The organism is Halomonas sp. AOP22-C1-8, assembly GCF_052378905.1.
Lineage (GTDB): Bacteria > Pseudomonadota > Gammaproteobacteria > Pseudomonadales > Halomonadaceae > Vreelandella > Vreelandella citrativorans.
In genome coordinates, this window is the sequence record NZ_JBQSYD010000027.1 from 1 (window position 1) to 25,015 (window position 25,015).

The 25,015-nt window shown below is 55.3% G+C and carries 25 protein-coding genes; 9 read left to right on the forward strand and 16 right to left on the reverse strand.

Annotated elements, in window-relative coordinates; translation table 11 throughout:
• Nucleotides 1–12 precede the first annotated feature (12 nt).
• Nucleotides 13–1,038 carry a Fe(3+) ABC transporter substrate-binding protein gene (locus ACT3TY_RS13970; RefSeq protein WP_172117349.1) on the reverse strand — a complete coding sequence of 342 codons (1,026 nt, stop codon included), beginning with the start codon at nucleotides 1,036–1,038 and terminating at the stop codon, nucleotides 13–15.
• A gap of 252 nt (nucleotides 1,039–1,290) precedes the next feature.
• Here ACT3TY_RS13970 and ACT3TY_RS13975 point away from each other — a divergent pair, with 252 nt between their 5' ends.
• On the forward strand, nucleotides 1,291–2,391 hold the full coding sequence (locus ACT3TY_RS13975) for an ABC transporter ATP-binding protein (RefSeq protein WP_444628640.1): 1,101 nt from the start codon (nucleotides 1,291–1,293) through the stop codon (nucleotides 2,389–2,391).
• 6 nt (nucleotides 2,392–2,397) lie between these two features.
• Here the strand turns inward: ACT3TY_RS13975 and ACT3TY_RS13980 are convergent, their stop codons facing one another.
• From ACT3TY_RS13980 to dctP, 4 genes are all read right to left on the reverse strand, one after another.
• Nucleotides 2,398–4,098: an ABC transporter permease gene (locus ACT3TY_RS13980; protein WP_444628642.1), complete on the reverse strand. Its 1,701-nt coding sequence runs from the start codon at nucleotides 4,096–4,098 to the stop codon at nucleotides 2,398–2,400.
• Between the two features lie 218 nt (nucleotides 4,099–4,316).
• Nucleotides 4,317–5,651: a TRAP transporter large permease gene (locus tag ACT3TY_RS13985; RefSeq protein WP_193056822.1), complete on the reverse strand. Its 1,335-nt coding sequence runs from the start codon at nucleotides 5,649–5,651 to the stop codon at nucleotides 4,317–4,319.
• On the reverse strand, nucleotides 5,648–6,151 hold the full coding sequence (locus ACT3TY_RS13990) for a TRAP transporter small permease subunit (protein ID WP_193056823.1): 504 nt from the start codon (nucleotides 6,149–6,151) through the stop codon (nucleotides 5,648–5,650). The genes ACT3TY_RS13985 and ACT3TY_RS13990 overlap by 4 nt, the downstream gene beginning before the upstream one ends.
• Nucleotides 6,152–6,211: 60 nt before the next feature.
• Nucleotides 6,212–7,315: a TRAP transporter substrate-binding protein DctP gene (dctP, locus tag ACT3TY_RS13995; RefSeq protein WP_193056824.1), complete on the reverse strand. Its 1,104-nt coding sequence runs from the start codon at nucleotides 7,313–7,315 to the stop codon at nucleotides 6,212–6,214.
• A 389-nt stretch (nucleotides 7,316–7,704) separates the two neighbouring features.
• Here dctP and ACT3TY_RS14000 point away from each other — a divergent pair, with 389 nt between their 5' ends.
• A complete protein-coding gene (locus tag ACT3TY_RS14000) occupies nucleotides 7,705–9,828 on the forward strand; it encodes a tRNA(Met) cytidine acetyltransferase TmcA (RefSeq protein WP_444628643.1) in 2,124 nt (707 codons plus the stop codon).
• Between the two features lie 39 nt (nucleotides 9,829–9,867).
• On the forward strand, nucleotides 9,868–11,334 hold the full coding sequence (locus ACT3TY_RS14005) for an aminoacyl-histidine dipeptidase (RefSeq protein ID WP_441677307.1): 1,467 nt from the start codon (nucleotides 9,868–9,870) through the stop codon (nucleotides 11,332–11,334).
• Between the two features lie 67 nt (nucleotides 11,335–11,401).
• Here the strand turns inward: ACT3TY_RS14005 and ACT3TY_RS14010 are convergent, their stop codons facing one another.
• Both ACT3TY_RS14010 and ACT3TY_RS14015 read right to left on the reverse strand, forming a co-directional pair.
• On the reverse strand, nucleotides 11,402–11,878 hold the full coding sequence (locus tag ACT3TY_RS14010) for a Dps family protein (protein WP_441677305.1): 477 nt from the start codon (nucleotides 11,876–11,878) through the stop codon (nucleotides 11,402–11,404).
• A gap of 233 nt (nucleotides 11,879–12,111) precedes the next feature.
• Nucleotides 12,112–13,251, reverse strand: a complete 1,140-nt coding sequence (locus ACT3TY_RS14015; RefSeq protein ID WP_444628645.1) for a glycerate kinase — start codon at nucleotides 13,249–13,251, stop codon at nucleotides 12,112–12,114.
• 121 nt (nucleotides 13,252–13,372) lie between these two features.
• Here ACT3TY_RS14015 and ACT3TY_RS14020 point away from each other — a divergent pair, with 121 nt between their 5' ends.
• The 4 genes from ACT3TY_RS14020 to ACT3TY_RS14035 are packed head-to-tail and all read left to right on the forward strand — an operon-like array spanning nucleotide 13,373 to nucleotide 16,050.
• The gene (locus ACT3TY_RS14020; protein ID WP_444628647.1) at nucleotides 13,373–13,933 is read left to right on the forward strand and encodes a hypothetical protein; all 561 of its coding nucleotides are present in this window, start codon (nucleotides 13,373–13,375) and stop codon (nucleotides 13,931–13,933) included.
• Nucleotides 13,930–14,304 (forward strand): hypothetical protein, encoded by a 375-nt coding sequence (locus tag ACT3TY_RS14025; RefSeq protein ID WP_444628648.1) that lies wholly within the window; start codon nucleotides 13,930–13,932, stop codon nucleotides 14,302–14,304. Before ACT3TY_RS14020 ends, ACT3TY_RS14025 begins: the two co-directional genes overlap by 4 nt.
• A 53-nt stretch (nucleotides 14,305–14,357) precedes the next feature.
• Nucleotides 14,358–14,990 (forward strand): DUF1007 family protein, encoded by a 633-nt coding sequence (locus ACT3TY_RS14030; protein ID WP_444628679.1) that lies wholly within the window; start codon nucleotides 14,358–14,360, stop codon nucleotides 14,988–14,990.
• A 55-nt stretch (nucleotides 14,991–15,045) separates the two neighbouring features.
• Nucleotides 15,046–16,050: a nickel/cobalt transporter gene (locus ACT3TY_RS14035; protein WP_444628650.1), complete on the forward strand. Its 1,005-nt coding sequence runs from the start codon at nucleotides 15,046–15,048 to the stop codon at nucleotides 16,048–16,050.
• A 6-nt stretch (nucleotides 16,051–16,056) separates the two neighbouring features.
• Here the strand turns inward: ACT3TY_RS14035 and ACT3TY_RS14040 are convergent, their stop codons facing one another.
• Entirely contained in the window at nucleotides 16,057–16,476 is a 420-nt protein-coding gene (locus ACT3TY_RS14040) for an HIT domain-containing protein (protein WP_192527586.1), read from the reverse strand.
• A 188-nt stretch (nucleotides 16,477–16,664) separates the two neighbouring features.
• Here ACT3TY_RS14040 and ACT3TY_RS14045 point away from each other — a divergent pair, with 188 nt between their 5' ends.
• Together ACT3TY_RS14045 and ACT3TY_RS14050 are read left to right on the forward strand one after the other, a co-directional pair.
• Nucleotides 16,665–16,796: an entericidin A/B family lipoprotein gene (locus ACT3TY_RS14045; protein ID WP_087105855.1), complete on the forward strand. Its 132-nt coding sequence runs from the start codon at nucleotides 16,665–16,667 to the stop codon at nucleotides 16,794–16,796.
• A gap of 131 nt (nucleotides 16,797–16,927) precedes the next feature.
• Complete coding sequence (locus tag ACT3TY_RS14050; RefSeq protein WP_226913400.1) at nucleotides 16,928–17,245, forward strand: I78 family peptidase inhibitor; 318 nt, start codon at nucleotides 16,928–16,930, stop codon at nucleotides 17,243–17,245.
• Here the strand turns inward: ACT3TY_RS14050 and ACT3TY_RS14055 are convergent.
• The 8 genes from ACT3TY_RS14055 to ACT3TY_RS14090 form a co-directional block, all read right to left on the reverse strand.
• Nucleotides 17,242–17,847 (reverse strand): LysE family translocator, encoded by a 606-nt coding sequence (locus ACT3TY_RS14055; RefSeq protein WP_172117361.1) that lies wholly within the window; start codon nucleotides 17,845–17,847, stop codon nucleotides 17,242–17,244. The genes ACT3TY_RS14050 and ACT3TY_RS14055 overlap by 4 nt on opposite strands.
• A complete protein-coding gene (locus tag ACT3TY_RS14060) occupies nucleotides 17,840–18,844 on the reverse strand; it encodes an ion transporter (protein ID WP_441677295.1) in 1,005 nt (334 codons plus the stop codon). Before ACT3TY_RS14060 ends, ACT3TY_RS14055 begins: the two co-directional genes overlap by 8 nt.
• A 117-nt stretch (nucleotides 18,845–18,961) precedes the next feature.
• A complete protein-coding gene (locus ACT3TY_RS14065) occupies nucleotides 18,962–19,477 on the reverse strand; it encodes an acyl-CoA thioesterase (RefSeq protein WP_172117363.1) in 516 nt (171 codons plus the stop codon).
• A 51-nt stretch (nucleotides 19,478–19,528) separates the two neighbouring features.
• Nucleotides 19,529–20,839, reverse strand: a complete 1,311-nt coding sequence (locus ACT3TY_RS14070) for a short-chain fatty acid transporter (RefSeq protein ID WP_444628652.1) — start codon at nucleotides 20,837–20,839, stop codon at nucleotides 19,529–19,531.
• Nucleotides 20,840–20,969: 130 nt separating this feature from the next.
• Nucleotides 20,970–22,259 carry an MATE family efflux transporter gene (locus ACT3TY_RS14075; RefSeq protein WP_441677291.1) on the reverse strand — a complete coding sequence of 430 codons (1,290 nt, stop codon included), beginning with the start codon at nucleotides 22,257–22,259 and terminating at the stop codon, nucleotides 20,970–20,972.
• 11 nt (nucleotides 22,260–22,270) lie between these two features.
• On the reverse strand, nucleotides 22,271–22,519 hold the full coding sequence (locus tag ACT3TY_RS14080) for a YfhL family 4Fe-4S dicluster ferredoxin (protein ID WP_087105869.1): 249 nt from the start codon (nucleotides 22,517–22,519) through the stop codon (nucleotides 22,271–22,273).
• An 80-nt stretch (nucleotides 22,520–22,599) separates the two neighbouring features.
• Nucleotides 22,600–23,094 carry a pantetheine-phosphate adenylyltransferase gene (gene coaD / locus ACT3TY_RS14085; protein ID WP_193053311.1) on the reverse strand — a complete coding sequence of 165 codons (495 nt, stop codon included), beginning with the start codon at nucleotides 23,092–23,094 and terminating at the stop codon, nucleotides 22,600–22,602.
• On the reverse strand, nucleotides 23,091–24,974 hold the full coding sequence (locus ACT3TY_RS14090; RefSeq protein ID WP_444628680.1) for a beta-ketoacyl synthase: 1,884 nt from the start codon (nucleotides 24,972–24,974) through the stop codon (nucleotides 23,091–23,093). Before ACT3TY_RS14090 ends, coaD begins: the two co-directional genes overlap by 4 nt.
• Between the last annotated feature and the right edge of the window lie 41 nt (nucleotides 24,975–25,015).

A 25,015-nucleotide genomic window follows, 5' to 3' on the forward strand; every position in this document is an offset into this window, starting at 1 on the left:
CGTGGGGAGGGCTTAGCGCCAGCCGACGCGGTCAAAAATACGAATGGCTTCGGGGTTATTCTCACCCAGCACATTAATATTCAGCTCATCCTTTTTGAAGTCACCCCATGACTCTAATACCGGGTCTTTCTTGACACCGTCGACGACCGGGAACTCATAGTTACGCTCGGCGAAGATTTCCTGGGCGCCGTCAGATGATAAGAACTCCAGGAATTTAATGCCGTTTTCCGGGTTTTGCGCATTGGCTACCAGGCCTGCACCGCCAACGTTAACGTGGGTGCCACGGTCGTTCTGGTTGGGGAAAATTACTCCCACCTTGCGCGCTGCTTCACGGTCAGACTCGTTGTCGGAATGGAGCATGCGAACATAGTAGTAGTGGTTGGCAACGGCCAAGTCACACTCGCCACTGGCGACCCCAAGAATCTGGTCAGTATCACCACCTTCCGGGTTACGTGCCAGGTTGTTAACCACGCCCTGGGCCCACTCTTCTGCACCCTCTTCACCGTGATGCTCAATCATGGAGGCAAGCAGCGACTGGTTATAGATGTTGTTGGAGGAGCGAATGCACAACTGGCCTTCAAACCGAGGATCGGCTAAATCTTCGTAGCTTTCGATCTGGCTGGGGTCGAAGTTATCGCGGTTATAGAAAATTACCCGTGCACGCTGGCTAAAGCCAAACCATAAATTGTCAGGCTGGCGCATTGACTCCGGCAGACGCTCGCTCAGTACCTCAGAATCCACGCTTTGGAACAGGCCGTCCTGCTCGGCGCGCCATAAACGGCCCGCATCGACCGTCAGCATGACGTCGGCGGGGCTGGCAATGCCCTCACGCTGCATGCGCTCCATCAGTTGGTCGGAGTCGCCTTCCAGAACGTTCACTTCGATGCCCGTCTCGTCGGTGAACGCTTTATAGAGGATTTCATCCGAATCGTAGTGGCGGGCAGAGTAAATGTTAACCGCATCGGCAAGTGCTGTACTTGATACAGCAGCGCCCGCAAGAATGGCGGCGATAGAGACTGAAAGGCGTGTTGTTTTCATATAGTTAGCGTCCTAAATGATTATGAGAATAAGTTGCATTAAGTTTTAGTATTGAATACTTTCACAGTACCCGCGTCAAGGGAAAAAAGAACAAGGTGTTCGTGGTTGTGCAACCCTGCGTGCATATCAAGCGAATGAAAAATACAATGGTGTTGATATTCAACGCATCCTGCCGAGCAGCACGCCAAAAGTGCTGGCTAAGTGAGACGCTGGTTAAATGAGACGCTGGTTCAACGAGAACATGGTGACATTATGGCAGTAACCGTATCAGCTCCCGATAACGCCACGCTACAGGCTCTTTCGCTACACGATGTCCACCATACGTATGCGGCAAACCAGGTGGTGAAGGGGGTCTCGTTAGAGATTTCCCCTGGAGAAGTCGTGTGCCTGCTGGGGCCATCGGGATGCGGTAAAACCACGCTATTACGTATTGCCGCAGGGCTGGAAGTCCTTCAACAAGGAAGCGTTAGCCTGGAAGGGAAGGCCGTCGCATTACCTGGCCAACGCCACCTTCCGCCGGAAAAGCGTAATGTCGGCCTGGCATTTCAGGACTCGGCGCTTTTCCCGCACTTAAGTGTGCTGGAAAACGTCACCTTTGGGCTCAAACAGATGCCTGTGCGCCAGCGTCGTGAGCGCGCGGTCGAGCTGTTGACTCAGTTGGGGATGGCGGATTACATCGATACCTACCCGCATATGCTGTCTGGCGGGCAACAGCAGCGCGTCGCCTTGGCCCGCGCGCTGGCACCCATGCCCAAACTGATGCTGCTCGACGAACCCTTTTCAAGCCTGGATGCACGGCTGCGTGATCGTATTCGCGACGATACGCTGCACGTGCTGAAAAAACTGGGGTCGGCCACGTTATTGGTAACCCACGACCCGGAAGAAGCCATGTTTATGGCTGACCGAATTGCCCTCATGCGCGATGGCCGAATTATTCAAACGGGCACGCCGCGTGAGCTTTACTGCACGCCAGTCGACCCGTTTGTGGTGACCTTTTTTGGTGAAGTAAATGAACTCAGTGGCACGGTAAAGGGTGGCCGTGTACAAACTCCGGTAGGTGAAATAGATGCCAGCTGGCTGCCCGAAGGCAGTAAGGCGCGGATTATGATTCGCCCTGAGGCGTTGCGGCTTCAGGAACGCGGCTTGCCCGCAGCCGCCCACCGCCATAGCCATGTCGTCATGGCAAAGCTGCTGGGGCGTTCCAGCCTCATTCATTTGTGCGCCCACGGGGCTGATGGTCAAGAGGCGCATCTACATGCCCGCGTGCCCGGCGTTTTTCTACCCCAGGAGGGCCAGCCGATTGATATCGACCTGGACCACTCTCAGGTGTTTGTTTTTCAGGATGAAGCCTAGGTAGACTTATTGAGCATGGCTGCCGGGCCGCGCCCGGCGCATGGCCAGGCTAAGCAGAATCACCGGCAAGATGCCGACCACCACAATAGCCAGCGACGCGGTGGAGGCCTCAGCCAAGCGCTCATCAGACGCCAGGCTATAAGCACGCACCGCCAGAGTATCGAAGTTAAACGGCCGCAGGATAATCGTCGCGGGCAGTTCTTTCATCACATCCACAAACACGAGAATTCCGGCGGCCAGCAGGCTGCTACGCATCAGCGGCGTATGAATACGGCGCAGCGTGCCACCTGCGGTTTGGCCCAAGGTGCGCGAGGCAGCGTCCATATTGGGGGTCACTTTGCCAAGGCTTGCCTCAACCGCATTAAATGACACGGCCAAAAAGCGCACGACATAGGCATAAATTAAAATAAACGCCGAGCCGCTAAACACCAGGCCGATAATTTTTCCGTAGTGGGCGTGTAGCCACGTATTCAGCGTGTTATCCAGCCAGGCAAAGGGAATCAAGATACCTACCGCCACCACCGAGCCGGGAATGGCATAGCCCATCGCGGCGACCCGGGTAAATAGCCGGGCACCGGGTGAGTTATGTAGCCGAACGCTGTAGCTCAGCAGTACCGCCAGGCCCACGGCAATCAGCGCCGCGACCATGGCAAGGCTTAAGCTGTTGGTAGCGAAGCGGATAAAGCGCGTGCCCAGCAGGGCGTCGCCCTGCTGAATGGCAAGGTTCAGCAAAATGCCGCTGGGCAATAAAAAGCCGATGACGATAGGCAGCAAACAGGCGAGCGTTGCGCCGAGGGCGCGCCAACCGTGCAGGCGATACTCAGGCAACTGCTGGTAGCGGTTGGTGGTATGAAAATAGCGCCGCTTCCCGCGCGAGAAGCGCTCCAGCAGCACCAGTACAATCACAAACGTCAGCAAACAGGCCGCCAACTGAGCGGCTGCCACGGGTTCGCCCAGCCCAAACCAGGTGCGATAGATGCCGGTGGTAAAGGTATCCACGCCAAAAAACTGCACCGCGCCAAACTCGTTGAGGGTTTCCATCAGTACCAGCGAAACGCCGCCCACCAGGGCGGGGCGCGCCAGCGGTAGAGCAACGCTTGCAAACAGATGCCAAGGGCCACGACCCAACGTGCGCCCTACATCGAGTACGCATACCGATTGCTCAAGAAAGGAGGCGCGGGCGAGCAAATAAACGTAGGGATACAGCACAAACGTGATCAGCGTTGCGGCGCCGCCTAGCGAACGTACATTGGGGAAGTAGTAGTCGCCATACTGCCAGTTAAACCATCCTCGAAGCGCACTCTGTAGCGGCCCTGCCACCTGCAAAAAATCCGTGTAAGCGTAGGCGATAACATAGGTCGGCACCGCCAGCGGCAATAAAAGCGCCCATTCAAAGATTCGTTTGCCTGGAAAGCGACACATCACCACCAGCCAGGCGCTGCCGGCGCCCAGGATTAACGTACCCAGCCCCACCCAGAGCACAAGCCAAAAGGTATTCGACAGATAGCGGCTCAAGACGGTGCTCGCCAAGTGCTGCCAGACGCCTTCAGTCGGCACAAAGATATAGCTCAAGACGACCAGAATCGGCAGTGCCACCGTCAGCGCAATCAAGAACAGCGCACATGACCAGGGTGTGAGTGATAGCCTAAAGCGGGATATACCGTCAGCGAGTAGCGCCAATCGTGAACGGCGAGCGGGAATGGGCACGTCGTTGTCTCCTAAGACGAGGCTGGCAGGCTGACTCGTCAATGCGAAAAAATAACAGCTGTAAATGGTATCACTTGAGTGAAGGAGTGTGGCTCATCAATATCGAGCAATGTCTGTTGAATAGGCAAAAAAATCCGGCATCCAATGAAGAATACCGGATTTTCTTAGAGCCTTCGGTCATAACCGAACAGCATTACGCCTAAGAGCGGGTTGGCCGGTTAATAGCCGACCATCAAGCTGGGTAAGCCCGTGACGAGCCAGGGGAAAGAGGCCATCAGCAAGCAGGCCAACAGGATAAGCGCCACAAACGGCACCACGGCTTTATACAGATCGACAATCTCCACACCGGGCGGAGCCACGCCTTTCAGGTAGAACAGGGCATAGCCAAACGGCGGGGTAAGAAACGAAGTTTGCAGCACCACGGCCACCATGACGACAAACCACAGCGGATCAATGCCCATCTGCTGGATGATCGGCAGCATGATGGGAAAGCTCAGCAGTACGATGCCGGTCCAGTCCAGGAACATACCCAGCACAAATACCAGCAGTAGCATCATGATCAACGCGCCGGTATTGCCGCCGGGCATGGCCAGCAGCAGGTCTTGAATAACCTGCATGCCGCCACCGCGCGAGAACACGCCGGTAAACGCGGTCGCGCCGACCAGCACCAGCATTACCATGGTGGTGGTTTTACCCGCCTCCAACAGCGTTCTAAAGCAAGTGGAAAGCCGTCTGTCGCCAAAGATTAAAAACAAAATGAATGCGATAAAAACGCCAATTGCTGAGGCTTCTGTGGCGGTGGCAATCCCGGTAAACAGCGCGCCAAGCACTCCAAGGATTAGCGACATGGGGGGCACCACGTACTTGCCTAGCATGATAAGAAGCTGCCGGGTGCTCACCTCGGCGCGTTCCTCCTTGGGCACTGGCGGGCCGTAAGACGGTTTAAAGTGGCAGATCAGCAGTACGTAAAGTGCATACATAGCGCCCAGCATTAACCCTGGCACCATGGCGCCCGCAAACAGTGCGCCTACCGATACCGGCGAGTAGCTAGCCATCAGGATCAGCATGATGCTGGGCGGAATCAAAATGCCCAAACAGCCGCTGGCCATGATTACGCCTGCGCTTAGCTCCTTGTTATAGCCGTACTTGAGCATCGGCACTAAGGCGATCATGCCCATTACCGCGATGGACGCGCCAACAATGCCGGTCGTCGCGGCCAGGAGTACCGACACAATTACCACGGTCAGCGCCAATCCGCCACGTAGGTTGGCCAGCAGCAGGCGCATGGCATCAAACATTCGCTCGGTAACCCCGGAGTCGTTTAGAAAGCGCGCCATGAGTATAAAAAGCGGTATCGCCACGAGTACGTAGTTATCCATGGCGTTACCATAGATATTGTTGATCAGCGTGCCCAACACCCGCTCTCCGGGGCCTAAAAACGCGCCAATCACTGCTACACCACCTAACACAAATGCCAGTGGGTGACCCATGAAAAGTCCCACCAGCAGGCCGCCAAACATCACCAGGGCGAGTAATTCAGGACTCAGGTTCATGCCGGAGCCTCCTGACGCAACTGTATAATAGCGCGCAGTACAATAGCGATGGCCTGCAGGAGCAGCAGCACTGCCGCCAGCACAATCACGCCTTTAATGGGATACACCGGAATCGATACCATACCGTAGGTGGTTTCGCCGCGGCTAAAAGCGCGCTCGAAAAACAGCCATCCGTACTTGAGCAGCATCCAGATAAAGGGCACAAAGAAAATTAAATACCCGAATAGAGTGAGCAGCGCCTGCTTTTTGCGCGATAACAGGCGCTTTAAAACGTCGACTTCTACATGGACGTGGTGGCGCAGACCATAAGCCGCCATCAGCATAAAGTGCGCCCCAAACAGCATTTTGGTGATATCAAATGCCCAGTCGCTGGGTCGGCCAAACAGGAAGCGCGAGGTAATGTCATAAAGCACGATAAGGGTAATGACGGCGATCAAGGGGGCTATCAGGCGTCCAAAGGCTTCGTTAATCGTATCAATGGCCTGGGCAATCGCATTCATGAAAGATCTCCGATCAGCACAACAAACGCCCCGGCATGGCCGAGGCGAAACATGAGCGCCTTACAGGCAGGCTTCGATCTCTTCCAATGACGGCAAATTATCCATGGTTCGGCTCATATTGAAGGGGGCGGAAGCGTCACGCCACGTCGCATAATCCTGCAAATAGGTAATCATGGAGTGATAGACCTTGGCATGATCGGGGTTTTCACAGGCGCCTTGCACGATCACCTGATTGGTCACTTCCTGAATGCGTGCAAGATCTTCTTCTGAAAACTGGTTAATGGTCACCTCGGCATCAATAAACTTCTGGGTAGCCGCGTTGGACTCAAATTCAGACCAGGCCAGCGACCAAGCCATTGTGGCATCCGCGGCGATACGTAATTTCTCTTGGGTTTCCTCGGAAAGTGCATCCCAAGCATCTTTATTAATCATTACGCCAAAGACGCTGGCCGACTGATGCCAGCCCGGCGTGGCCCAGTTATCGGCGACTTCGGCGAAGCCTGCATTGTAGTCAACACCGGGTGTTGAGAATTCACCAGCGTCAATCACACCGCGCTCTATCGCCTGGTAAATTTCGCCCCCTGCAAGCGTTACTTGAGAGCCACCCAGCTGTTCCAGTACGCGCCCTTGGTCACGGCCTGAAAGACGCAAACGCTTGCCCTCAAGGTCAGCAATACTTGCAATGGGGGTGCGGCCCATAAACCCGGACTCGTTGTTAGTAATACCGTAGGGCAGATACATCATGTTGAACTGGCCATAAATATCTTCATAGAGTTCACGCCCGCCCCATTGCTGAATCCAGTTAAGGTAATCAACGCCGTTAAATAGGCTTGTAGTAGTGGCTAGTGGTGAAAAAGCAGGATTTAAGCCTGCCCAGTAACCTGGCCAATCGCCTGCAGCTTCTATGCTGCCGGTTTCAGTCGCATCAAACACTTCGGTGCCAGGCATCAGAGTGCCTCCGGCCCGGAAACTAATTTGTAGTTCATCACCTGCCAATTTATTCACCAGCTCAACCCAATGCTGGTCAATCTTGATGAGATCAAGGTTGTCAGGCCATGTGGAAGTCATTGTCCACTGCTCTTGTGCTTGTGCTGTCGTAGCGAGTGCGGCTAACGTCACGCTTGCCGCCAGACTGGTAAGGCTGAATCGAGTGATCATTTTCATGTTATTTTTCCTGGTTGGCATAAGGCATTGTTAGTATTTGTTACCGTGATGCAGGAAAGCGTAGCTAAGAAGTTGACGCGTACGTAAAGTGGCGATGCTTCAAGAGTAAGTTAGCATACTCTCCCCGCTGCGGCGCAATATCAGTAAGCCAAGTAAATAAACACTAAATTTTTCATTTATTAAGACAATATTTTATTTTAAATCAATTGCTTGCTGTTTTTGTTTGCACATTTTGTAAAACGTGTTGAGGCTATAAACGTTGAAAATAGATATTTTGTTCAACCAAAGTCTTAACCAAGGGGCGTGTGCCAGGAGTCGTGATGCCAGGGTTGTCATCACCAGCCGGATTGACGAGAACGTTAAGCATGATTAGTGAGCGACCAGTTCAAATGCTAGTTGCCCATTCCAGGCGGCTGGAGAGGAGGCGTTGGCGTCAACTGGTATGGCTAACCGGTAGGCCTTGCGAATGCCGTGCCCACGCGCATCGGCTATGGCAGGCTGCTAACTGGACAGCACCTTTATGGGTTGCTCATCAGGCCGATGATGTGCCCGTTGCGCCTTGGATAACGCCCCGTAAGGCGCGCACGCGTTTAGGTGCAGAGCATCAGCTCATCGTGCTGGATGCCAGTGGCGAGGCGGGCTTTGATCCTGACGCGCTAGGCGCGCTGGCAGGCACGTTGATAGCGGGCGGCTTGCTGGTGCTTATGACTCCCAGGCCTTGGGGTAATCATCCGGATCCGGATTACGCGCGCTTTGCTGACTACCCTTGGCACTGGGAGCAGTTAACGTCGCACTATCTGGCGCGATTGGCTCGCCTGCTTCATGAGCGTACAGATGTCATCACTTGGCATGCCTCCGGAATGCCAGCGCTTCCCCGTTTACCCGCCAGCACGAATTGTCCACAGAGCGTTAGCGATAGCGCATGTCTCACGACGGATCAATCGGCTATCGTTGCCCAGCTTGTACGTTTAAAACGCCGCCGCCCGGTGGTGATTACCGCTGACCGCGGGCGGGGAAAAAGTGCCGCGCTTGGGATCGCTTGCGCACGGCTTTTAGAAAACGGAACCTCGAATATCATTGTGACGGCTCCCAGGTTAAGCGCCGTGGAGAGTCTGTTCGCTCGGCTTGAAGCCCTGTGCCCTGACGGAGCGCGCATCGCCCCAGGACGTTTTCAACTCGCAGATAACCGCGAGCTGAGCTTTTTGCCCCCGGATGTACTTACCGAGCAGGTTGCGGCCAAACAGTTGGGAGGTGATGGCAGCTATTTAATGGTGGATGAAGCCGCGGCGATTCCTGCTGCCTTGTTGGGTCAGTGGCTGGCGGCGTTTCCACGTATTGCGTTTGCGACCACCGTTGATGGCTACGAAGGTTCGGGGCGAGGGTTTGCCTTGCGCTTTAAAGACGTATTGACCCGGCTGACGCCGCAATGGAAAGCCTTGACGCTGGACACCCCCATCCGTTGGAATGCCGGTGATCCTCTTGAAGCCGCCATAAACCGGTTGCTGCTACTCAAGGCGCCTTTGCCAGCCTTGGGGCAACGTGACAATTACGCGGATAACTCATATACACTCGAACGTGCCTGCCTTGCCCAGGAGGAAGCTGCTCTTGAAGCGCTGTTTGGCCTGTTGGTGCAGTCTCACTACCGGACCTCTCCAAGTGACGTGCGTCAGCTGTTAGACGGACCCGGAACCACGCTGCGTCTACTGGGGCACAAACATGCCCCTCAAGCGGTTCTGGTGGCACGAGAAGAGGGCGGTTTTGATGCCTCGCTTGCCGAGCAAGTCGCACGGGGAGAGCGCCGCCCGCAAGGGCATTTGATGGCGCAGTCGCTGGCCGCCCACATGGGCAGCCGTACAGCACTGACCGCCCGTTGGCGGCGTGTCGTGCGTATCGCCACTCATCCAGAGCGCCGCCGGGAAGGACTGGGGCAACAGCTTATTGCCGAGGATGTTCAGGAGGCCGCGCAGCAAGGCATTGCGCTTTATGGCGCCACCTTCGGCGCCGAAGCGTCGCTACTACGCTTCTGGCTTGCCCAAGGGTTTCAGCCCGTGCGGCTGGGCATCACCCGTGAAGCGGCTACCGGGGAATTTGCGGTGATGGTTGCCAAAGCGCTGAACGTTGAGGGGCGCGCGGTACTGCATTCGTTAACGGCAGGGTTCAGCGCAGCGCTGCCCAGCTTGCTGGCCTTTGAATTAACCACGCTGCCCGCCGAGGTAGTCACACTGTTACTACGCGGGCTGCCTTCTGCACCGCTAACCGCAAAGGAGCGCCAAGCCATCAACGATGTCGCCTATGCGCATCGTGACCCGGCGCTGGCGCGGCCTGCGCTACAAGCGCTGGCGCGAGAAGCCAGCCACGTGCCCTCATCAGGCATGGCAACCGCGCATCACCAACTGGCGGCGTGGGCCTTTCAAAACCAGCCTTTAGCCGCTGCGCATAATGCGTCCGTTCGTGCACTACGCCAAGCGGTGGGGCAGGTGGCATCAATGCATGCTTTTCCCTCGTCGCCTTGAGGAGTAAAGTGGGTCGGTTACCGATAATGAAGAGCTTTTATGAACGCACATTTAGACGCGTTAACGCCGCCTATCGTTTGGCGCCATTTTCGTACGCTGTGTAATACGCCGCGCCCTTCTGGCCAGGAAGCTGCGTTGGTCGCGATACTAGAAGCCTGGGCCGATGCTCAAGGGCTTGCTCACGACCGCGATAGTTTTGGCAATTTGCGCATTTGTAAGCCGGCATCACCTGGCTGCGAACACGCCCCTGGGGTTATTTTGCAGGGCCATCTGGATATGGTGGCCCAGGCCAATGCTGACAGCGCCCATGATTTTTCGCGTGATCCAATAAGCACCTACGTCGCCGATGGTTGGCTGCATGCTGAGGGTACGACGCTTGGGGCTGATAACGGAATGGGCGTGGCGGCTATTCTTGCCGTGCTTGAGGATGCTGAGCTTACCCATGGCCCGCTTGAAGCGCTGTTTACTCTGGAAGAAGAGACCTCAATGGGAGGCGCGCTGAACCTGGCAGAGAACTGGCTGAAAGGCTCATTGCTGCTTAACCTGGACAGTGAAGACCGCGGTGAAGTGTATATCGGCTGCGCGGGCGGTGGCGATGTGGTGGTGGATGCCCAGCTACCCGTTGCCAAGCTACGCGACGATGAGCAACTGGTCGAGATTGCACTGACAGGCCTTAAAGGCGGCCATTCAGGCATGGATATCCACAAGCCGCTGGGCAATGCCAATCGCCTGCTGGTGCGTGCGCTGCGTACCCTTGAGGGGTTTGATGGGCGGCTGGTTAGCTACCACGGCGGCACGCTGCGTAATGCGATTCCTCGTGAAGCGTTTGCTCAGCTGGCCTTGCCCGCTGACGAAATGGATGCCGCCTTCGACGCGCTAAAAGCGCTGGAAAGTACCCTGCGTGCCGAGCTTGGTAGTGGCGATAGCGGTCTGGTGCTGACGGCAACGCGTGCGGTGAATAATGCGTCAGTAGACCCGCTAACCCTGGACGCCAGTGCCATGTTGGTGGCCGCGCTTCACGCAGCGCCCTGCGGCGTCGAGCGCATGAGCGCTGATGTGCCCGGTGTTGTTGAAACGTCCAATAATCTGGGCGTACTCAGCCTGAAAGAGGGGCGTTTGCATCTGTGTGCGCTGGTGCGCTCTTTGCACGATACCGCAATGATCGCTTTGGCCGACCGTTTTGAGGCACTGTTTGGGTTGATTGGCGCACGTGTCCGTGTCGAGAATAGCTACCCCGGTTGGGCGCCGAACCCTGGCAGTGCGCTGTTAGCGATTTTTAACAAACGCCATGCCGCGCTGTTTGAGAAAGAACCCGCTGTTAAAGTCATTCATGCGGGGCTTGAGTGCGGCATTCTGGGCAGTAAATATCCCCACTTGGATATGATATCGTTTGGCCCGCTGATTCGTGGGGCTCATTCCCCGGACGAGCGGGTGGAGCTTGCATCGGTCGATGAGTTCTGGCGTATGCTGCGCGCGTTGATGGAAGACCTCGCTCAGAAAGGCTAGTCTCAGCTAAACAAAAACGGCACCGAGAAGGTGCCGTTTTTGCATCTATCGCTGAGAAGAGCGCTTATCACTTACCGAGATAGGCATTCAGCATCCAGATGGTTTTTTCCTGCTCGCGAATGTAGTCGCTGACAAGCGAGGCCGTTCCTTCATCGTCAGCGTCAGAGGCGAGTGAGAGCACTTCGCGCTGTAGCTCAATCAGAGTTTGATAGCCTTTGATAATGCCGTTAACGCAGGCTTTGCCCTCGTGTACGTCTTTATCTTCCTGAATATGCGAAAGCGTGGCGTAGTCACTGTAAGCGTGCACCGGCTTGTGGCTCAAGGTGAGGATACGTTCGGCTACTTCATCGACCTTGGTCAGCAGGTCCGTGTAAAACTCTTCAAACTTGACGTGCAGTTCAAAAAAGTCGCTACCCTTCACGTTCCAGTGGTAGCCGCGCACGTTCATGTAAAAAATCTGATAGTTCGCCAGCAGGTGGTTGAGTTTCTCGGCAAGCTGGCTGGCACTGCCTTCATGAAGGCCGATGCTATTGGTATCGGTCATACTGTCTCTCCTTGTTGGAGCCGTGTAGCACGGCTATCAAATCGTTTGATTAGCATAAAACGCTGCTGGAACATTGCAAAACAGGTTTTTTGCATCGTACTCATAGCGTTATGACATTACCGTGACAGCAACACCGCCCAATTTTAATAACGGGATCTTAAAACGGACCATGTATCGACGTGGCGTTCACGAAGGCTGCCTAACTATAGTAATACTGCCGTTCGAGATATTTTTCAAGTGACCGCCGGGGTTACCCATAAACGAATAATTGTTTCACAGCGTGCCGCCAGCAACTCGGCTGTTCTGGGTAAAGCCTGCTCCAGCGTCATGGGGCCATCGGCCAAGGCAAAGGCCGCGGTTACACCTTCATCAAGACAGGCTTGCCAACCATTGCCCAAGCTGCCTGCTAAAATAACCACGGGTTTACCCAAGCGCTTGGCCGCACGAGAAACGCCAATAGGTGTTTTACCCGACATGCTTTGCCCATCCAGCCGTCCTTCACCGGTAATAATCAGGTCGGCGTTATTGAGCAGAGTGGGCATATTTGCGTGCTGCATAATCAATTCGATGCCCGGTTTCAGCGTCGCGTTAAGAAACGCGCTGGCTGCAAACCCCATTCCGCCTGCGGCACCTGCGCCGGGTAGGTCTCGGTAGTCATGCGCCAACGTGCTGGCGCAAATATCGGCAAAGCGGGCAAGCGCTTGGTCAAGCTGAGCTACCTCTTCAGGGGAGGCGCCTTTTTGAGGGCCAAATACCGCACTTGCGCCCCGCTTACCCAGCAGCGGGTTATCCACATCTACCGCTGCTTCCACGTTGAGTGAGGACAAGCGTGGGTCCAGCCCAGAAATATCCAGCAATTCAAGGCCTACAAGTGCAGCACCGCCTGGCGCAAGAGGCTTGCCATGTGCATCCTGAAACTTGGCGCCCAGGGCTTGTAGCATGCCAGCACCGCCATCGTTGGTGGCGCTTCCTCCTAGCAGTAGCAGTACGTTTTCGGCGCCCTGGTTAAGCGCTGCGAGAAATAACTCGCCTACCCCAAAGGTGGAGGTTTGTAGCGCGTTGCGCTCTTGAGGGCTTAAGTGTTGTAATCCGCTGGCTTCTGCCAGTTCGATAAACGCGGTACGCTGTTCGCTAAGCCAACCCCAGGCGGCATCGCGGGGTCGTCCAAGTGCATCGTGAACCGTTTGATAGCACCGCTTGGCACCGGTTGCGGCAATTAATGCATCCAGACTTCCTTCGCCACCATCAGCCAACGGGCAGCAGTGTGTTTGCGCGCCGGGGACCGCACTACGTACGCCTTTAGCCATCGCCTTGGCTGCTAATTCAGCGCTTAGGGCGTCTTTAAAACTATCGGGGCAAAGCAGGATATTCATCGCACAATCTCCGCAAATGACGGTCTCTAATCTATTGTAATGATGAGAGGAGCTTAACGCGCTGCTTGCTGATAGACCAGTTGCTGATAGACCCGTTGTGATCATCGCTTGAGGATCTAACATGAAGTCGATACCGATTAGCTTAACCTGCCTGCTGGCGCTGGCTGGATGCCAGGTGACGCCAGACCGTCTGCCCCAGGCCGAGCCTGCCCCCTCAGCGGCCTGCTATTTTTCTAACAGTGCTGAAAGAGACTCCCAGGAAGTGCTTCGCCAAAGCGTTGCGCTGCTCACCGAATCGGGATTTGAACTGAATTCGACGGATGCGACGTTAGGCCTGGTTACCGCTAGCCGCACTCAAGCGCTGCGTGGCTATTACGACCCTTATGATAACGCCTACGGTTATGGGCGCGGCATACGTGCCTTCGGCGGGTTTGGAGTGGGAGGCGGCGGCGGTATCGGCATCGGAATGGGCTTTGGGGGCGGGCTGCAACAGCAGCCAGTCGAGGTCGAGCGGGTCTCACTCCTGATCCACGACGACCATATTCGTATCTCGCGCGATATCCGCCGCTTCGACCATCTGGGCGATATGCGGGAGTCGTACAGTGCGAGCAACGATGATTTTTGTCAGCGTTTCCAAACGGCGCTTGAGCAATACAGGGTGCCAACCAGGAGAGGGTTATGAGGCGAGGCCGTTGGGATATCAGGTGGGTGGGCGTGATGCTTTTGGGGGCATGGCTTACCGGCTGTGCAACGACGTCGCCGTCTATCCCGCGTGAGCTTGTCTATCCAGCCTCGGTCGATACGACGTTTCGAAGCGCTGTGGAGCTGATGATGAAGCAAGGGTATGTGGTACGCCACGCCGATTTGACCCTGGGGCGTGCAGAAGCCTCGCTAGCCCGCTGGCCTGAATACCGTTTGCAACTGCAGGTGAGTGAAGCCGGGAGTGGTAGCCAGGTGAGTGTCATGGCTTGGCGTGGCAATCAACCATTGGCGCCTTATTTATTGGATCCGTGGCTAGTGGATTTACAAGCAACGTTGGGATTAGCACCGTGAAGCAGTGTGGTGATCAAAGAGTAAGTACTTTTTATAGCGGCAAATGTTGGGCGCTGGGCGCTGGATTGATCGGCTTGCTGATGAGCCCGCTTGCAACCGCACATCCGCATGGCTGGATTGATTTCAGTATCCGAGTCATGACCGACGAGGAGGGCGTTGTGCGCGGGTTGCATCACGCATGGCGGATGGACCCTTTTTATAGCCTGGTGGTGTTTGAAGAGCTCCAGCATGTGGATGGCGTTAGCCTGGAGGTTGGGCTTGACCGGTTAGGCACTGAAATACGCGATAATCTTGCGGGTCAGCACTACTTTACAGACGTTCGTCTGGATGGCGAGCCGTTGGCATTGGGCGAGGTAACCGAATACACGGCCAGGGAGCATGACGGGCGGCTTAGCTTTACGTTTATCCTCCCGCTACAAATGCCCCAACCCTTGGCGGGCCACGTGCTTGATTATCAAATATACGATCCAACGTATTATATCGAGATGGTTCATGAGTCAGAAAATAACCAGCCTAAAGACGACGCCTTGGTGCTGCACGGGGAACCTGCCTGCGAGCTAAGCATCTTAATCGCCGAACCTGACCCTGAGCTGGTCCTGCAAGCTGCTCTGCTGGACCAGGATGAGGAAGCCGAACCAGGGCTTGGACGGTTTTTTGCCGAAACAGGGCGTGTTGATTGCCGCTAATCACAAGCTGCAGACCCGACGAATTCTATGAATGTATGAAATAAGGTAGTGCTTTATGCGATCACTCGTTATGCGCAGGCCCATTATGCTGATTGCGCTATTAGCACTTGCTGCTGGGGCAGTGATATTTTTATGGGAAGGGGGATTACAGGGCACAAGCTACCAGATGCTGGCTTGGCAGCGGAGCTTTAACCGCTCGCTCACGCTGGCGATTACCGAGCTTGCCCGCGAACCTTCTCAAGCCACCTGGTGGGTATTATTGAGCGTCAGTTTTGGTTACGGCGTTTTTCACGCGGCAGGGCCTGGGCACGGGAAGGCGGTGCTGGCAACGTATCTGGCCTCTCATGGGGGCGCCGTGCGGCGAGCATTAGGGCTTTCGTTTGCCGCGTCTCTGTTGCAAGGCGTGACTGCCATTGTCATGGTGGCCATTCTGGTTCACGGCCTGGGGTGGCTAACGCGTCAGGCCATGGGCAGTGTTGTTTGGGTTGAGCAGGCCAGTTTTTTACTCATAACGCTATTGGGTGTTTGGCTATGCGTTCGGGCCTACAAGCAGCTGCGCCGCGCTTATCAGCCCATTACGTTTTATCCGGTTCAGCACGACCACGGCCACAACCATGGCCACCACGACTGCTGTGGCGGTGCGCATCATATTGAACCCGAGCAGGCGTTGGATTGGCGTACAGCCATTATGACGGTCGGCGCGATTGGTATGCGTCCTTGCAGTGGCGCGGTACTTTTACTCGGTGCCGCCAGCCTATTGGGGCAGTTTTATATTGGCGTTTTATCGGTACTGGCCATGTCGCTGGGTACAGGAATTACGGTGTCGGCGCTGGCGCTTGCCAGCGTGTTTGCACGCCGCTGGGCAACGCGGCGTTTAGCCAGGCAGCAGCACGCTTCTCAGTCGGCGCATAAAGCGGTGGGTTGGGCGGCGCTGGCCGGCGGTATGTTGATTGTTCTATTGGGCGTTATGCTTGTCACAACGAGTGTTTCTCAACCCGCCGGGGCGCCCTTGCTTGGCGAGCCGCCCGCAAGGCAAAGCAGCCCGCTTTTAAGGCCCTGACAGCAGCTAAGCGTTTAAGCGGTCAATATGCGCAATAAGTTGATCGCGCAGGTCGGCAAGTGGCTCCAACTCATACGGTTCGGCGCTGCCATTGCCCCATACCGGCGCAGGCCAAGTGGCATCAGCCTGGTGGCGCACGACCACATGGATATGCAGCTGTTTGACGACGTTACCTAAGGTGGCGATATTCAGTTTATCGCCCTCGAAGAGGGTTTTCATCACGCTGCCCAGTTGGGTTGCTTCCTGCCATAGCTGGGCCTGGTCAGTCTCGGAAAGCTCAAATACTTCGCTGATATTATTCAGCCGGGGCACCAGAATCACCCAAGGATAGCGCGCATCATTCATTAACAGCACACGACAAAGTGGCAGGTCGGCGATGGGGAAGGTGTCAGCATCCAGACGTTGGTCGAGAGTGAAATCGTTCAAAGGGCGCGCTCCAGGTAGTCTTCAATGGTGTATATGATAGCCGATGCTTTGGGTAGATGACGCGGTGTAGGGAGCAACCTTCGGGAAAACAGGCGAAATTACCCAAACACTGTTACGCTGAAAGTACCCCTTGGAAATGGTAGGCGCTACCAGAGGGGCTGTTGCTAGACACGTTAAGGAGAACTCAAATGAAAAAGCTTTTAGCGACTGGTTTTATTCTACTTATGACAGCAGGCGCGTTGGCCGGTTGTAACACGGTGGCTGGCGCAGGCCAGGATGTGGAAAGAGGCGGCCAGGCCGTTCAGGACGCCGCAAGCTAAGGTCCATGAACCCTTGACGATGTTGAGTGGGCCAGGCAATTGCCTGGCCCACTGTGTGTTTGGCCTGCAGGTTAATAATCATTCGGGGTAGGTTTATGAATACGTGGCGATCCACTTATGGGTTTCAGTACATGAAATTATTAGCCGCCAGCGGCGGCATTATTCTGCTTTCTGCATGCGCTGCCGGTTCTGACACGGCTAGAACGTCGGGTTCGGGCGATCAAAATGGCCAACCGGTATCCATGGACAGCTGCGATACCGCCTCAATTCGCTACGCCATAGGCGAGGCCTTCGATGAAGCGAACGTTTCGCAGTTGCAAAGCGAAAGTCAGTCGCGCCAGGTGCGCGTGCTACGTCCAGGCGATGTGGCCACTATGGACCACCGGCCGGACCGCTTGAATATCCATGTTGATAGTAATGAAACGGTCGAAGCTTTACGCTGCGGTTAGCGCAATATCAGCACTACACAAGCGGCGGTGAGCACTCCCATGGTGACGTTAAATATTCGCCAGGCACCGTCGCTTTTAATCCAATGACCGATCGCCATGCCAAACCCCGCCCATAGCGCCAAACAGGGGAAGGCAACCAGCTCTACAAAACCCACCAGGATTAACGCGTTTGCAACGGTTGAACCCTGATCAGGAATAAACCCCGCGATTAACGCAAGCCCCATGACCCACGCCTTGGGATTGGCGAATTGAAACGCGGCGGCCTGCCAGAAGGTAAGGGGTACGCTGTGTGCCTTGCTCTTTAAATCAGGCGGTGGCGCGCTGGCAATTTTCCATGCGAGGTAGAGCAAGTAAGCACTGCCTAACCAGCGCAGGGCGAACTGTAGGGAAGGATAGCGCTCAAACAGCACGCCTAACCCCAAAGCAATACTGAAAAACAGCAAAAAGCAGCCGCCGACAATACCCACCATATGCGGCAGCGTGCGCTTAAAGCCAAAGTTGGCGCCTGACGCGGTCAACATAATGTTATTAGGGCCGGGCGTTAGGGTCATCGACATCATGTAAAGGGCGGCTGGCCCAAGAATAACCCACTGACTATTCATAACGATCCTTCCAACGCTGGCGATTCACCTGCTCTTTAAGCATTTCAAGCATATCGTAAAGCACCAATTCTGTGATTCGTTGGCTGCCTTCATCGACGGTCAGCCAGCTGTTAAAGCCGCTCTCTGCGGTGCGTTCAACCACTTGCCTAAACTCGGGAGAGTGGATGCCCAGCGCAAGCTCATCCACTAACCGTTGGGCAACGCCGCTAATAGATGCCTGCATGGCATTCGTGGCGGTTTGGCCCATCGGCAGGCGGTGCAAGCGCTGAATCTCGGGGCTTTCACGTAGCGTGCGGCTTACAAGTTCATCAATGGCTTGCATCGCGTGCGTGCGATTTTGTTGGTACGCCTCGCCCACGGTACTTTCCAGACGCTGCACAATTTCACTAATCAACTGCTTTTTGCGCGGCATGATGACTCGGTCGACCACCCGCTCAGTTAGCGAGTCGCTGGACAGAATTTGCTGCTGTACATTGCCCAAAAGCCGTAGCGCGATACGATCAGAAAGCTCCTCAAGCAGGATATCGTAATATTTAAAGAAAAATTGATATATCGACCAGTGAGTAATGTTAATAAGCCGCAGACGATGTAAGCGATGAAGTAATGACACCACACGCAGTATTCTGAGTAGGCGAAAACCGCTTAATGGAATACAGCCCAGAACGTCATACCAGTGCACAAAGGGGTAGAAAAACCAGCGATGATAGCGCCTTTCGGCCACGGCGACGGTCCAGCCCAGCAGAACATCGGCAACAAAAAAAGCGACAAAGAACAGATCAATCGTAAAAAAGCGGCTATGGACTTGGGTGTCATAAAATGTATAAAAGGCGGGTGCCAGGCCTGCAATAGCCTGGTTAACAGGCTCGATTAAAAACAGTGAATCAAACAGCAAAAGCCCTAAATTAAGCACCACCGCGATGAGAATCAGTAAATCCCAGCCAATATGAGCGTACTCAACAGGCTTGGGCAATTGTGGGTAGCGCCGTCTGGTGGGCATGTAACCTCCTTGTGAATGGGTATTAAAGCAGCATCAAGCACTTAGCCCACCTGATTCGGCCGCTGCCTACGACGCCTCGTAATATCCGGGTTAGCCTATTAAGCCTGCGCCTGGCAGTTAAGCCTGCGCCTGATAGTGCTGCTGGGTAAGTTTTTCTTCCTGCTCTGCCTGTTTACGATGCTTTTTTCGCAGTGCTGCTTTTTCAAAACGGAGCTGTTGAATAGGGGTGGTAAGCGTCAAAGGGGGAACGCTGGCGGGTTTTCCGTCAGGGTCCACCGCGACCATGGTGAGGTAGCAACTGTTGGTATGGCGGATGAGCTTATTACGGATATCTTCGGCGACCACCTTAATGCCGATCTCCATTGAGGAGCGACCAACATGGTTAACGCAGGCCAAAAAAGTGACGAGTTCGCCCACGTGAATGGGCTGTTTAAATAGCACCTGGTCGACGGAAAGGGTGACGACATAGTGGCCCGAATAGCGGCTGGCACAAGCGTAAGCGACTTCATCCAGTTTTTTAAGAATAGCGCCCCCGTGTACTTTACCGCTGAAGTTCGCCATATCGGGCGTCATTAGTACGGTCATTGACAGCTCATGCTGTCCTGGTAAGGCCGTGTGTGCGGCATCTGACATAACGTGTCCTTGGTTAACGCTGCCCGCCCTGTGGGGCGGGCAGATAAAAGCTTAGAACCAGACCAAGCCTATGGAAATAATCACCCCGGTGACAAACAGCTGAATCAGGCAGAAGCCCATAATATCTTTGGCTTTTAGGCCTGCGATGGCAAGCACCGGCAGCGCCCAGAAAGGTTGCAGCAAGTTCGTCCAGGCATCGCCCCAGGCAACGGCCATAGCCACCCGTGAGATATCGGCACCCAGCGCCTGGGCCGCTGGCAGCATCACGGGCGCTTGCACTGCCCATTGGCCGCCGCCGGAAGGCACAAACAGGTTAACAATGCCCGCGCTAATAAACGACCAAAAGGGCAGCGAGGTTGCTGTCGCAAACGAGATTAGCCACTCCGACATGCTTTGGGCCAAGCCTGACTGCACCATAATGGCCATAATGCCGGCATAAAACGGAAACTGAATAACGATGCCAGCGCCGCCCTTAATGGCTTCGTTAAGGCTAATCAGCAAACTGCGTGGCGTGCGATGAAGTACGATAGCTAAAAACAGAAACAGAAAGTTCACGATATTCAGGTTTAAACCGCCACCCCGAAGAATAAAGTGATCAAGCAGATACAAAAGCCCTGGCACGCCCACCAGTAGCGAAAGTACCAGGCTATTTTCGAGTTTTTCCGCCGGGCGGGTAATACGCTCCTTCGACGCGGGAGCATCTTCAAGCAGCTTGCTATCGACATACACACTGTCTTTTTCGTCGGGCAGCATTAACCGATTAACCAGTGGTACCACGATAAACAGACACACAACAATCGCCAGGTTAAAAAAGGCGAAGATCGTTGAGCCGGTGCCAATCACGCCAATCGCATCGGCAGTGAAGTGTCCTTCGGTGGCGATAGTCAGCGGCACGGAACCCGCAAGGCCACCGTGCCACACGATGAAGCCCGAATAGGCACTCGCCACGAGCAAGCGGTAATCCACGCGTACCAACCGAGCTAACTCCTTGGCAAACAGTGCCCCCACCACCAGGCCAAACCCCCAGTTAATCCAGCTGGCCACAAGCGAGACCAGCGTCACCAGGATAATTGCGCCACCGGCACTTTTTGCCGTTCCGGCAAGCTTTTGCAGGATACGCTTCACAGGCGGTGAGCTTGCCAGCATAAAGCCGGTTACCAGGACCAGCAGCATTTGCATCGAGAAGGTTAACAAGCCCCAAAAGCCGTCTCCCCACATGCGCATCACCGCAAGGGGCGTTTGGCGCTCCACGGCAATGGCGGCAGCGGCCGCCACGATCGTCAGTAGCAAAACAAAAATATACGGGTCGGGGAGATAACGCTCAACCAGCTTAACCGCTGGTTTCGATATCATTTTTAGCATGACGGGCTCTCTTGTTTGTTATAGGAAGTACATGGCTAATATACGGCGATGCGCCATGGCTTTCACATTTAAAGTCGTACTTTAGAACGATAGCGCAGCTAGCCAATAACGGGAGGACGGGTTTAAACGCTTATTGCCAACGCGAGCGCCGGTAGCGTTGATAGTAACCAATCAATACACCCGAACGCACCGTAATAAACAGGGTAAAAGCGAACCATAAGCCATGATTGCCTAGCCCTTGGGTCAGCCACCAGGCCGGCAGGTAAACCAGCATGGCGATAAAGATACTATTGCGCATTTCACGCACGGCGGTAGCACCAATAAACACGCCATCCAGAAGATAGCTCCAAACGGCAATCAGCGGCATCACCACCATCCACGGAAGGTATACCGCGGCCGCAGTGCGTACTTCGTCAAGCCCGGTTAAAAGTGCCACCAACTGATTGCCGCCAAGGGCAAACCCCAGTGAGGCACCGGCCGCTGTCCAAAAGGAGAACTGCGCTGCCCTGCGAACAATGAGTGAAAGCTCCTGCCAGTCACGGCGACCAAAGGCGCGACCCACCAGCGATTCTGCCGCGTGGGCAAAGCCATCCAGGGCGTAGCTGGTGAGCATAATAAATTGCAGCAGCACCGCATTGGCGGCCAGCACCGTATCGCCTTGGCGCGCCCCTTGAGCCGTAAAGAAGGCCATGACGAACAGCAAGCCAAGCGTGCGTACAAACAGGTTGGCGTTGATATTGAAAAGGGCCGTATAGGCCGACAGTGCCAGCAGGCGTACACGCGATAAATGCCCAGAAAGCGTTTTAAGTTGGCGCGTCACCAAATAGCCGCCAAACGCTAGTGCACTGTAGTCGGCAATAACGCTTGCCCAGGCAACGCCATTGCTGGTCATTCCCAGGCCCACCACAAACCACAGGTCGAGCACGATATTGACGCTGTTGGTCAGCAACAAAATCATCAGCGTAACGCGAGAGTTTTGTTGGCCTAAAAACCATCCTAATATTGCATAGTTGGCCAACACGGCAGGTGCCGACCATAGGCGTATTGCGGCATATTCACGGGCCAGTGGCGTAGCTACCTCGCTACCGTCCAGCAACCAAAGCCCTAGGGAAATAAGCGGTGACGAGAAAAGAATCAGCAGTGCACCAATCGCCCCAGCAATGATCAGCGATTGGCCCAGTAACAGGCGCACATCGCTATCACTTTCACGGCCGATAGCCTGAGCGACCAGTCCGGTGGTGCCCATGCGCAAGAAACCAAAGCCCCAGTAGAGAAAGCTGAAAAGAGTGGCGCCCAGCGTCACCGCCGCCAGATAACGTGAATCGGGCAGATGCCCAACCACAGCGGTATCGACCAGGCCCAGCAGCGGGACGGTAATATTGGAAAGGATAATTGGCCATGCGATGGCCCATATACGCACGCGATCGTCGCTTAGGCAGCGGTAATAATGCGGTACTTCTCTAACAGCTGCTGCTGCGTTTCCTTGCGTGCCGGGTCAAGCGGAATACAGTCTACCGGGCAAACCTGCTGGCACTGTGGCTCATCGAAATGGCCAACGCACTCGGTGCACAGGTTTGGGTTGATGATGTAAATCTCTTCGCCGGGCGAGATAGCATCGTTCGGACATTCGGGCTCGCAGACGTCGCAATTAATGCATTCATCGGTGATCATCAGTGCCATGGGCATACCTCGCAAATGGCTGGCACACCCGGGAATAGCGGCAAGAAATACCCGAGTGTTTTACTCAACAATGTTAGTGGTTACGTAGTGTAGTGCTTACGCAAGGCTTCTGCGACCTGGGAAGGTACCAGTGGTGAAATATCGCCGCCCAATTTGGCAATTTCACGCACAATCGTGGAGGAAATATACGAGTTTTCTACGCCAGGCGTTAGAAAAACGCTTTCCAGCTCCGGGTTTTGAGCGCGATTCATGTTGGCAAGCTGAAGTTCGTACTCAAAATCGGATGCGCCACGCAGGCCACGTAGAATGATGGTGGCGCCTTGCTCGTGCATAAAGGTCGTCAGTAGATTGGAAAAACCCACTACTTCAACGTTGGAAAGCGACGCACAGACGTCTTTAGCCAAGGACATGCGGGCTTCTAAATCAAGGCTTGGCCGCTTGCCGGGGCTGGCTGCTACGGCAATGATGACCTTCTCGAACATCCTCGCGCCACGCGCTATAAGGTCCATGTGACCGTTGGTGATCGGATCAAAAGTGCCAGGGTACACGGCAATATTGACGCGTGGCGTGTTCATTCCGAGGGCTCCTCGTTGATGCTACCAAAGGGGTTATCACTGGTAAGCGATACCGCCTGGGCATAGCCTGGAATATGAATGCGGTCAGCGTGAATATCCAGCTCCGGCCCTTCCAGCACCTCTTCGCCAAACTGATAGCGCGGCGCATAGTGGCCTCTATCCGCTTGAGCCAGATAGGCATCTGCCTGGGCGCGTACGGTTTCACGACGCGTTTTCCAAGCATTGATGGCATCGGCGCCATGGCGCTGGAGCAACAGGCGCTCGGTAACATCGGGTGAAAGTACCACGCCGGTGGCGTTATTGCCGCCAAAGCCCTTGGCATTAATAAAGGCAGCATCTGCTTTAAAGGCGATAGGGGTTTGGAAAAAACGCAGCCGGTCGGCGTAGACATCGTCAGCCACTTCATTAAGCGTGGGGATGCCAGGCAATATGTCATGGGCAAAACTGCCGAGCGCGCTTACGAGCTGGTCGCCCGCTGCCGAGCCTTGGGAGTGGCCAATAAATGACTTGATGGCGACGACTGGCCAGTCGGTAATCCCATTCGCACGGGCAATTTCATCCAGCACATGGGACTCAGTCGTGCGATTTTTCGGCGTACTGGTGCCGTGAGCATGCAGAAAACTGCGCTCTCTTAGTGCTTTTTCGCCTAACAGGTCACGCACCAGCGATGCGGCCTTGCCCAGGGTAATGTAATTGCCAATACCCGGCGCGGAAATCGAGCGTTTAAAGCCGTCAGCGTTAACAAAGACATCCGGTACCGAGCCCAGAATGTCTGCGCCCAGTTCAAGCGCCAACGCGTCATCCATCAACAGGATAAACTGGCTGGCTTCGGCCATGGTAAAACCACAGTTAAGCGCAAACGGTCGGCTGGCGCGCTGGTAATCCGCATCTGTTAATAGCTCCAGGGCATCCAGCGCTTTTAAGCTAGCGTCGTCTGCCAGGGCGCCCATCGCGCGAAAACCTTCAATGATTTCCGGGGTGATCGGCGCATCAGCGGTGCCTACCATGACCACTTTTCGTCGCCCCGAACGAATGTCTTCAGTACCCAAGCGCAGGTTATAGAGAAAACTGGCGCAGGCGCCTAATACCGCCCCGGTACTGCCAACGCTACCCAGAACATAGGCATTTAAAAAGTCGGCGGGCATCTGCCCGTACCCTAACGGCATCTGTTTTGAGGTGGCGCGTTGACCGCTCACCAGGCTCTTCATCAAGCCGCCCCAGCCAGCATCATCCAACTGACCAATGGAGTTGCCTGCATAAACGGCGATGTGGTCAGGATTAAGCGTTTGGCGCAGCGTTTCCCAAGACAAACCGCTGGCACCCAAACAGTCACTAGCGCCAAAAATCGCCATCGAAAGTCCGCGAGGGTGATGCACACTGCGGTACAGGCTTGCCGGTTCAAAACCTTGAGGAAGCTGCGCCGCTGCGCGTACTTTGGGGCGCTGAGCATCGGGCAGCAGCGTCTCAAAAACGCCTGCCGGCACGGTGACCTCGACCTCACGGGCGCCCAGCTCGCGTACCTGCCAATTTTCCGGTAAATTTTCCGGAAGCTGGCGACGGCGCAGCGTAAAGCGCAGCGGCTCGCTCAACTGAAGACTGGCCTGACGATTGGCGGGCAGCCCCGGCTCCAGGAACCTGGGGTCCTCGTTGCGGCGAACCAATGTGTGGTTAAGCACCTGATCACGTAACGACTGAGCAGGCGAGTTTACGGGCTGGCCTGCGCGATCGTGCCACCCTTTTTCGGAGTGCTCGACAAGCTGCATAAGGGCCGCCAGGCCCTCCAGGGTCTGGCGCTGCTGGTCAGCGGGAAGGGCATCAAGCACGGTACGACGGAAGGCCTGATGGCCTGAGGTCCTGCCGGCGGGATTGATGCCGCCCATGCCGACAATCACCGGTAAGTGTGACAAGCCGGGTTCCTCGT

Excerpts from the sequence above, each read along its gene's own strand:
- coaD (WP_193053311.1), bottom strand. The coding sequence starts at position 23,094 with ATGAACACGCCACGCGTCAATATTGCCGTGTACCCTGGCACTTTTGAT.
- ACT3TY_RS14010 (WP_441677305.1), bottom strand. The coding sequence starts at position 11,878 with ATGACCGATACCAATAGCATCGGCCTTCATGAAGGCAGTGCCAGCCAG.
- ACT3TY_RS14055 (WP_172117361.1), bottom strand. The coding sequence starts at position 17,847 with ATGAATAGTCAGTGGGTTATTCTTGGGCCAGCCGCCCTTTACATGATG.
- ACT3TY_RS13985 (WP_193056822.1), bottom strand. The coding sequence starts at position 5,651 with ATGAACCTGAGTCCTGAATTACTCGCCCTGGTGATGTTTGGCGGCCTG.
- ACT3TY_RS14005 (WP_441677307.1), top strand. The coding sequence starts at position 9,868 with ATGAACGCACATTTAGACGCGTTAACGCCGCCTATCGTTTGGCGCCAT.
- ACT3TY_RS14000 (WP_444628643.1), top strand. The coding sequence starts at position 7,705 with ATGCTAGTTGCCCATTCCAGGCGGCTGGAGAGGAGGCGTTGGCGTCAA.
- ACT3TY_RS13975 (WP_444628640.1), top strand. The coding sequence starts at position 1,291 with ATGGCAGTAACCGTATCAGCTCCCGATAACGCCACGCTACAGGCTCTT.
- ACT3TY_RS13990 (WP_193056823.1), bottom strand. The coding sequence starts at position 6,151 with ATGAATGCGATTGCCCAGGCCATTGATACGATTAACGAAGCCTTTGGA.
- ACT3TY_RS14065 (WP_172117363.1), bottom strand. The coding sequence starts at position 19,477 with ATGTCAGATGCCGCACACACGGCCTTACCAGGACAGCATGAGCTGTCA.
- ACT3TY_RS13970 (WP_172117349.1), bottom strand. The coding sequence starts at position 1,038 with ATGAAAACAACACGCCTTTCAGTCTCTATCGCCGCCATTCTTGCGGGC.
- ACT3TY_RS14035 (WP_444628650.1), top strand. The coding sequence starts at position 15,046 with ATGCGATCACTCGTTATGCGCAGGCCCATTATGCTGATTGCGCTATTA.
- ACT3TY_RS14060 (WP_441677295.1), bottom strand. The coding sequence starts at position 18,844 with ATGCCCACCAGACGGCGCTACCCACAATTGCCCAAGCCTGTTGAGTAC.
- dctP (WP_193056824.1), bottom strand. The coding sequence starts at position 7,315 with ATGAAAATGATCACTCGATTCAGCCTTACCAGTCTGGCGGCAAGCGTG.
- ACT3TY_RS14090 (WP_444628680.1), bottom strand. The coding sequence starts at position 24,974 with ATGGGCGGCATCAATCCCGCCGGCAGGACCTCAGGCCATCAGGCCTTC.
- ACT3TY_RS14045 (WP_087105855.1), top strand. The coding sequence starts at position 16,665 with ATGAAAAAGCTTTTAGCGACTGGTTTTATTCTACTTATGACAGCAGGC.
- ACT3TY_RS14015 (WP_444628645.1), bottom strand. The coding sequence starts at position 13,251 with ATGAATATCCTGCTTTGCCCCGATAGTTTTAAAGACGCCCTAAGCGCT.
- ACT3TY_RS14020 (WP_444628647.1), top strand. The coding sequence starts at position 13,373 with ATGAAGTCGATACCGATTAGCTTAACCTGCCTGCTGGCGCTGGCTGGA.
- ACT3TY_RS14080 (WP_087105869.1), bottom strand. The coding sequence starts at position 22,519 with ATGGCACTGATGATCACCGATGAATGCATTAATTGCGACGTCTGCGAG.
- ACT3TY_RS14070 (WP_444628652.1), bottom strand. The coding sequence starts at position 20,839 with ATGCTAAAAATGATATCGAAACCAGCGGTTAAGCTGGTTGAGCGTTAT.
- ACT3TY_RS14025 (WP_444628648.1), top strand. The coding sequence starts at position 13,930 with ATGAGGCGAGGCCGTTGGGATATCAGGTGGGTGGGCGTGATGCTTTTG.
- ACT3TY_RS14050 (WP_226913400.1), top strand. The coding sequence starts at position 16,928 with ATGAAATTATTAGCCGCCAGCGGCGGCATTATTCTGCTTTCTGCATGC.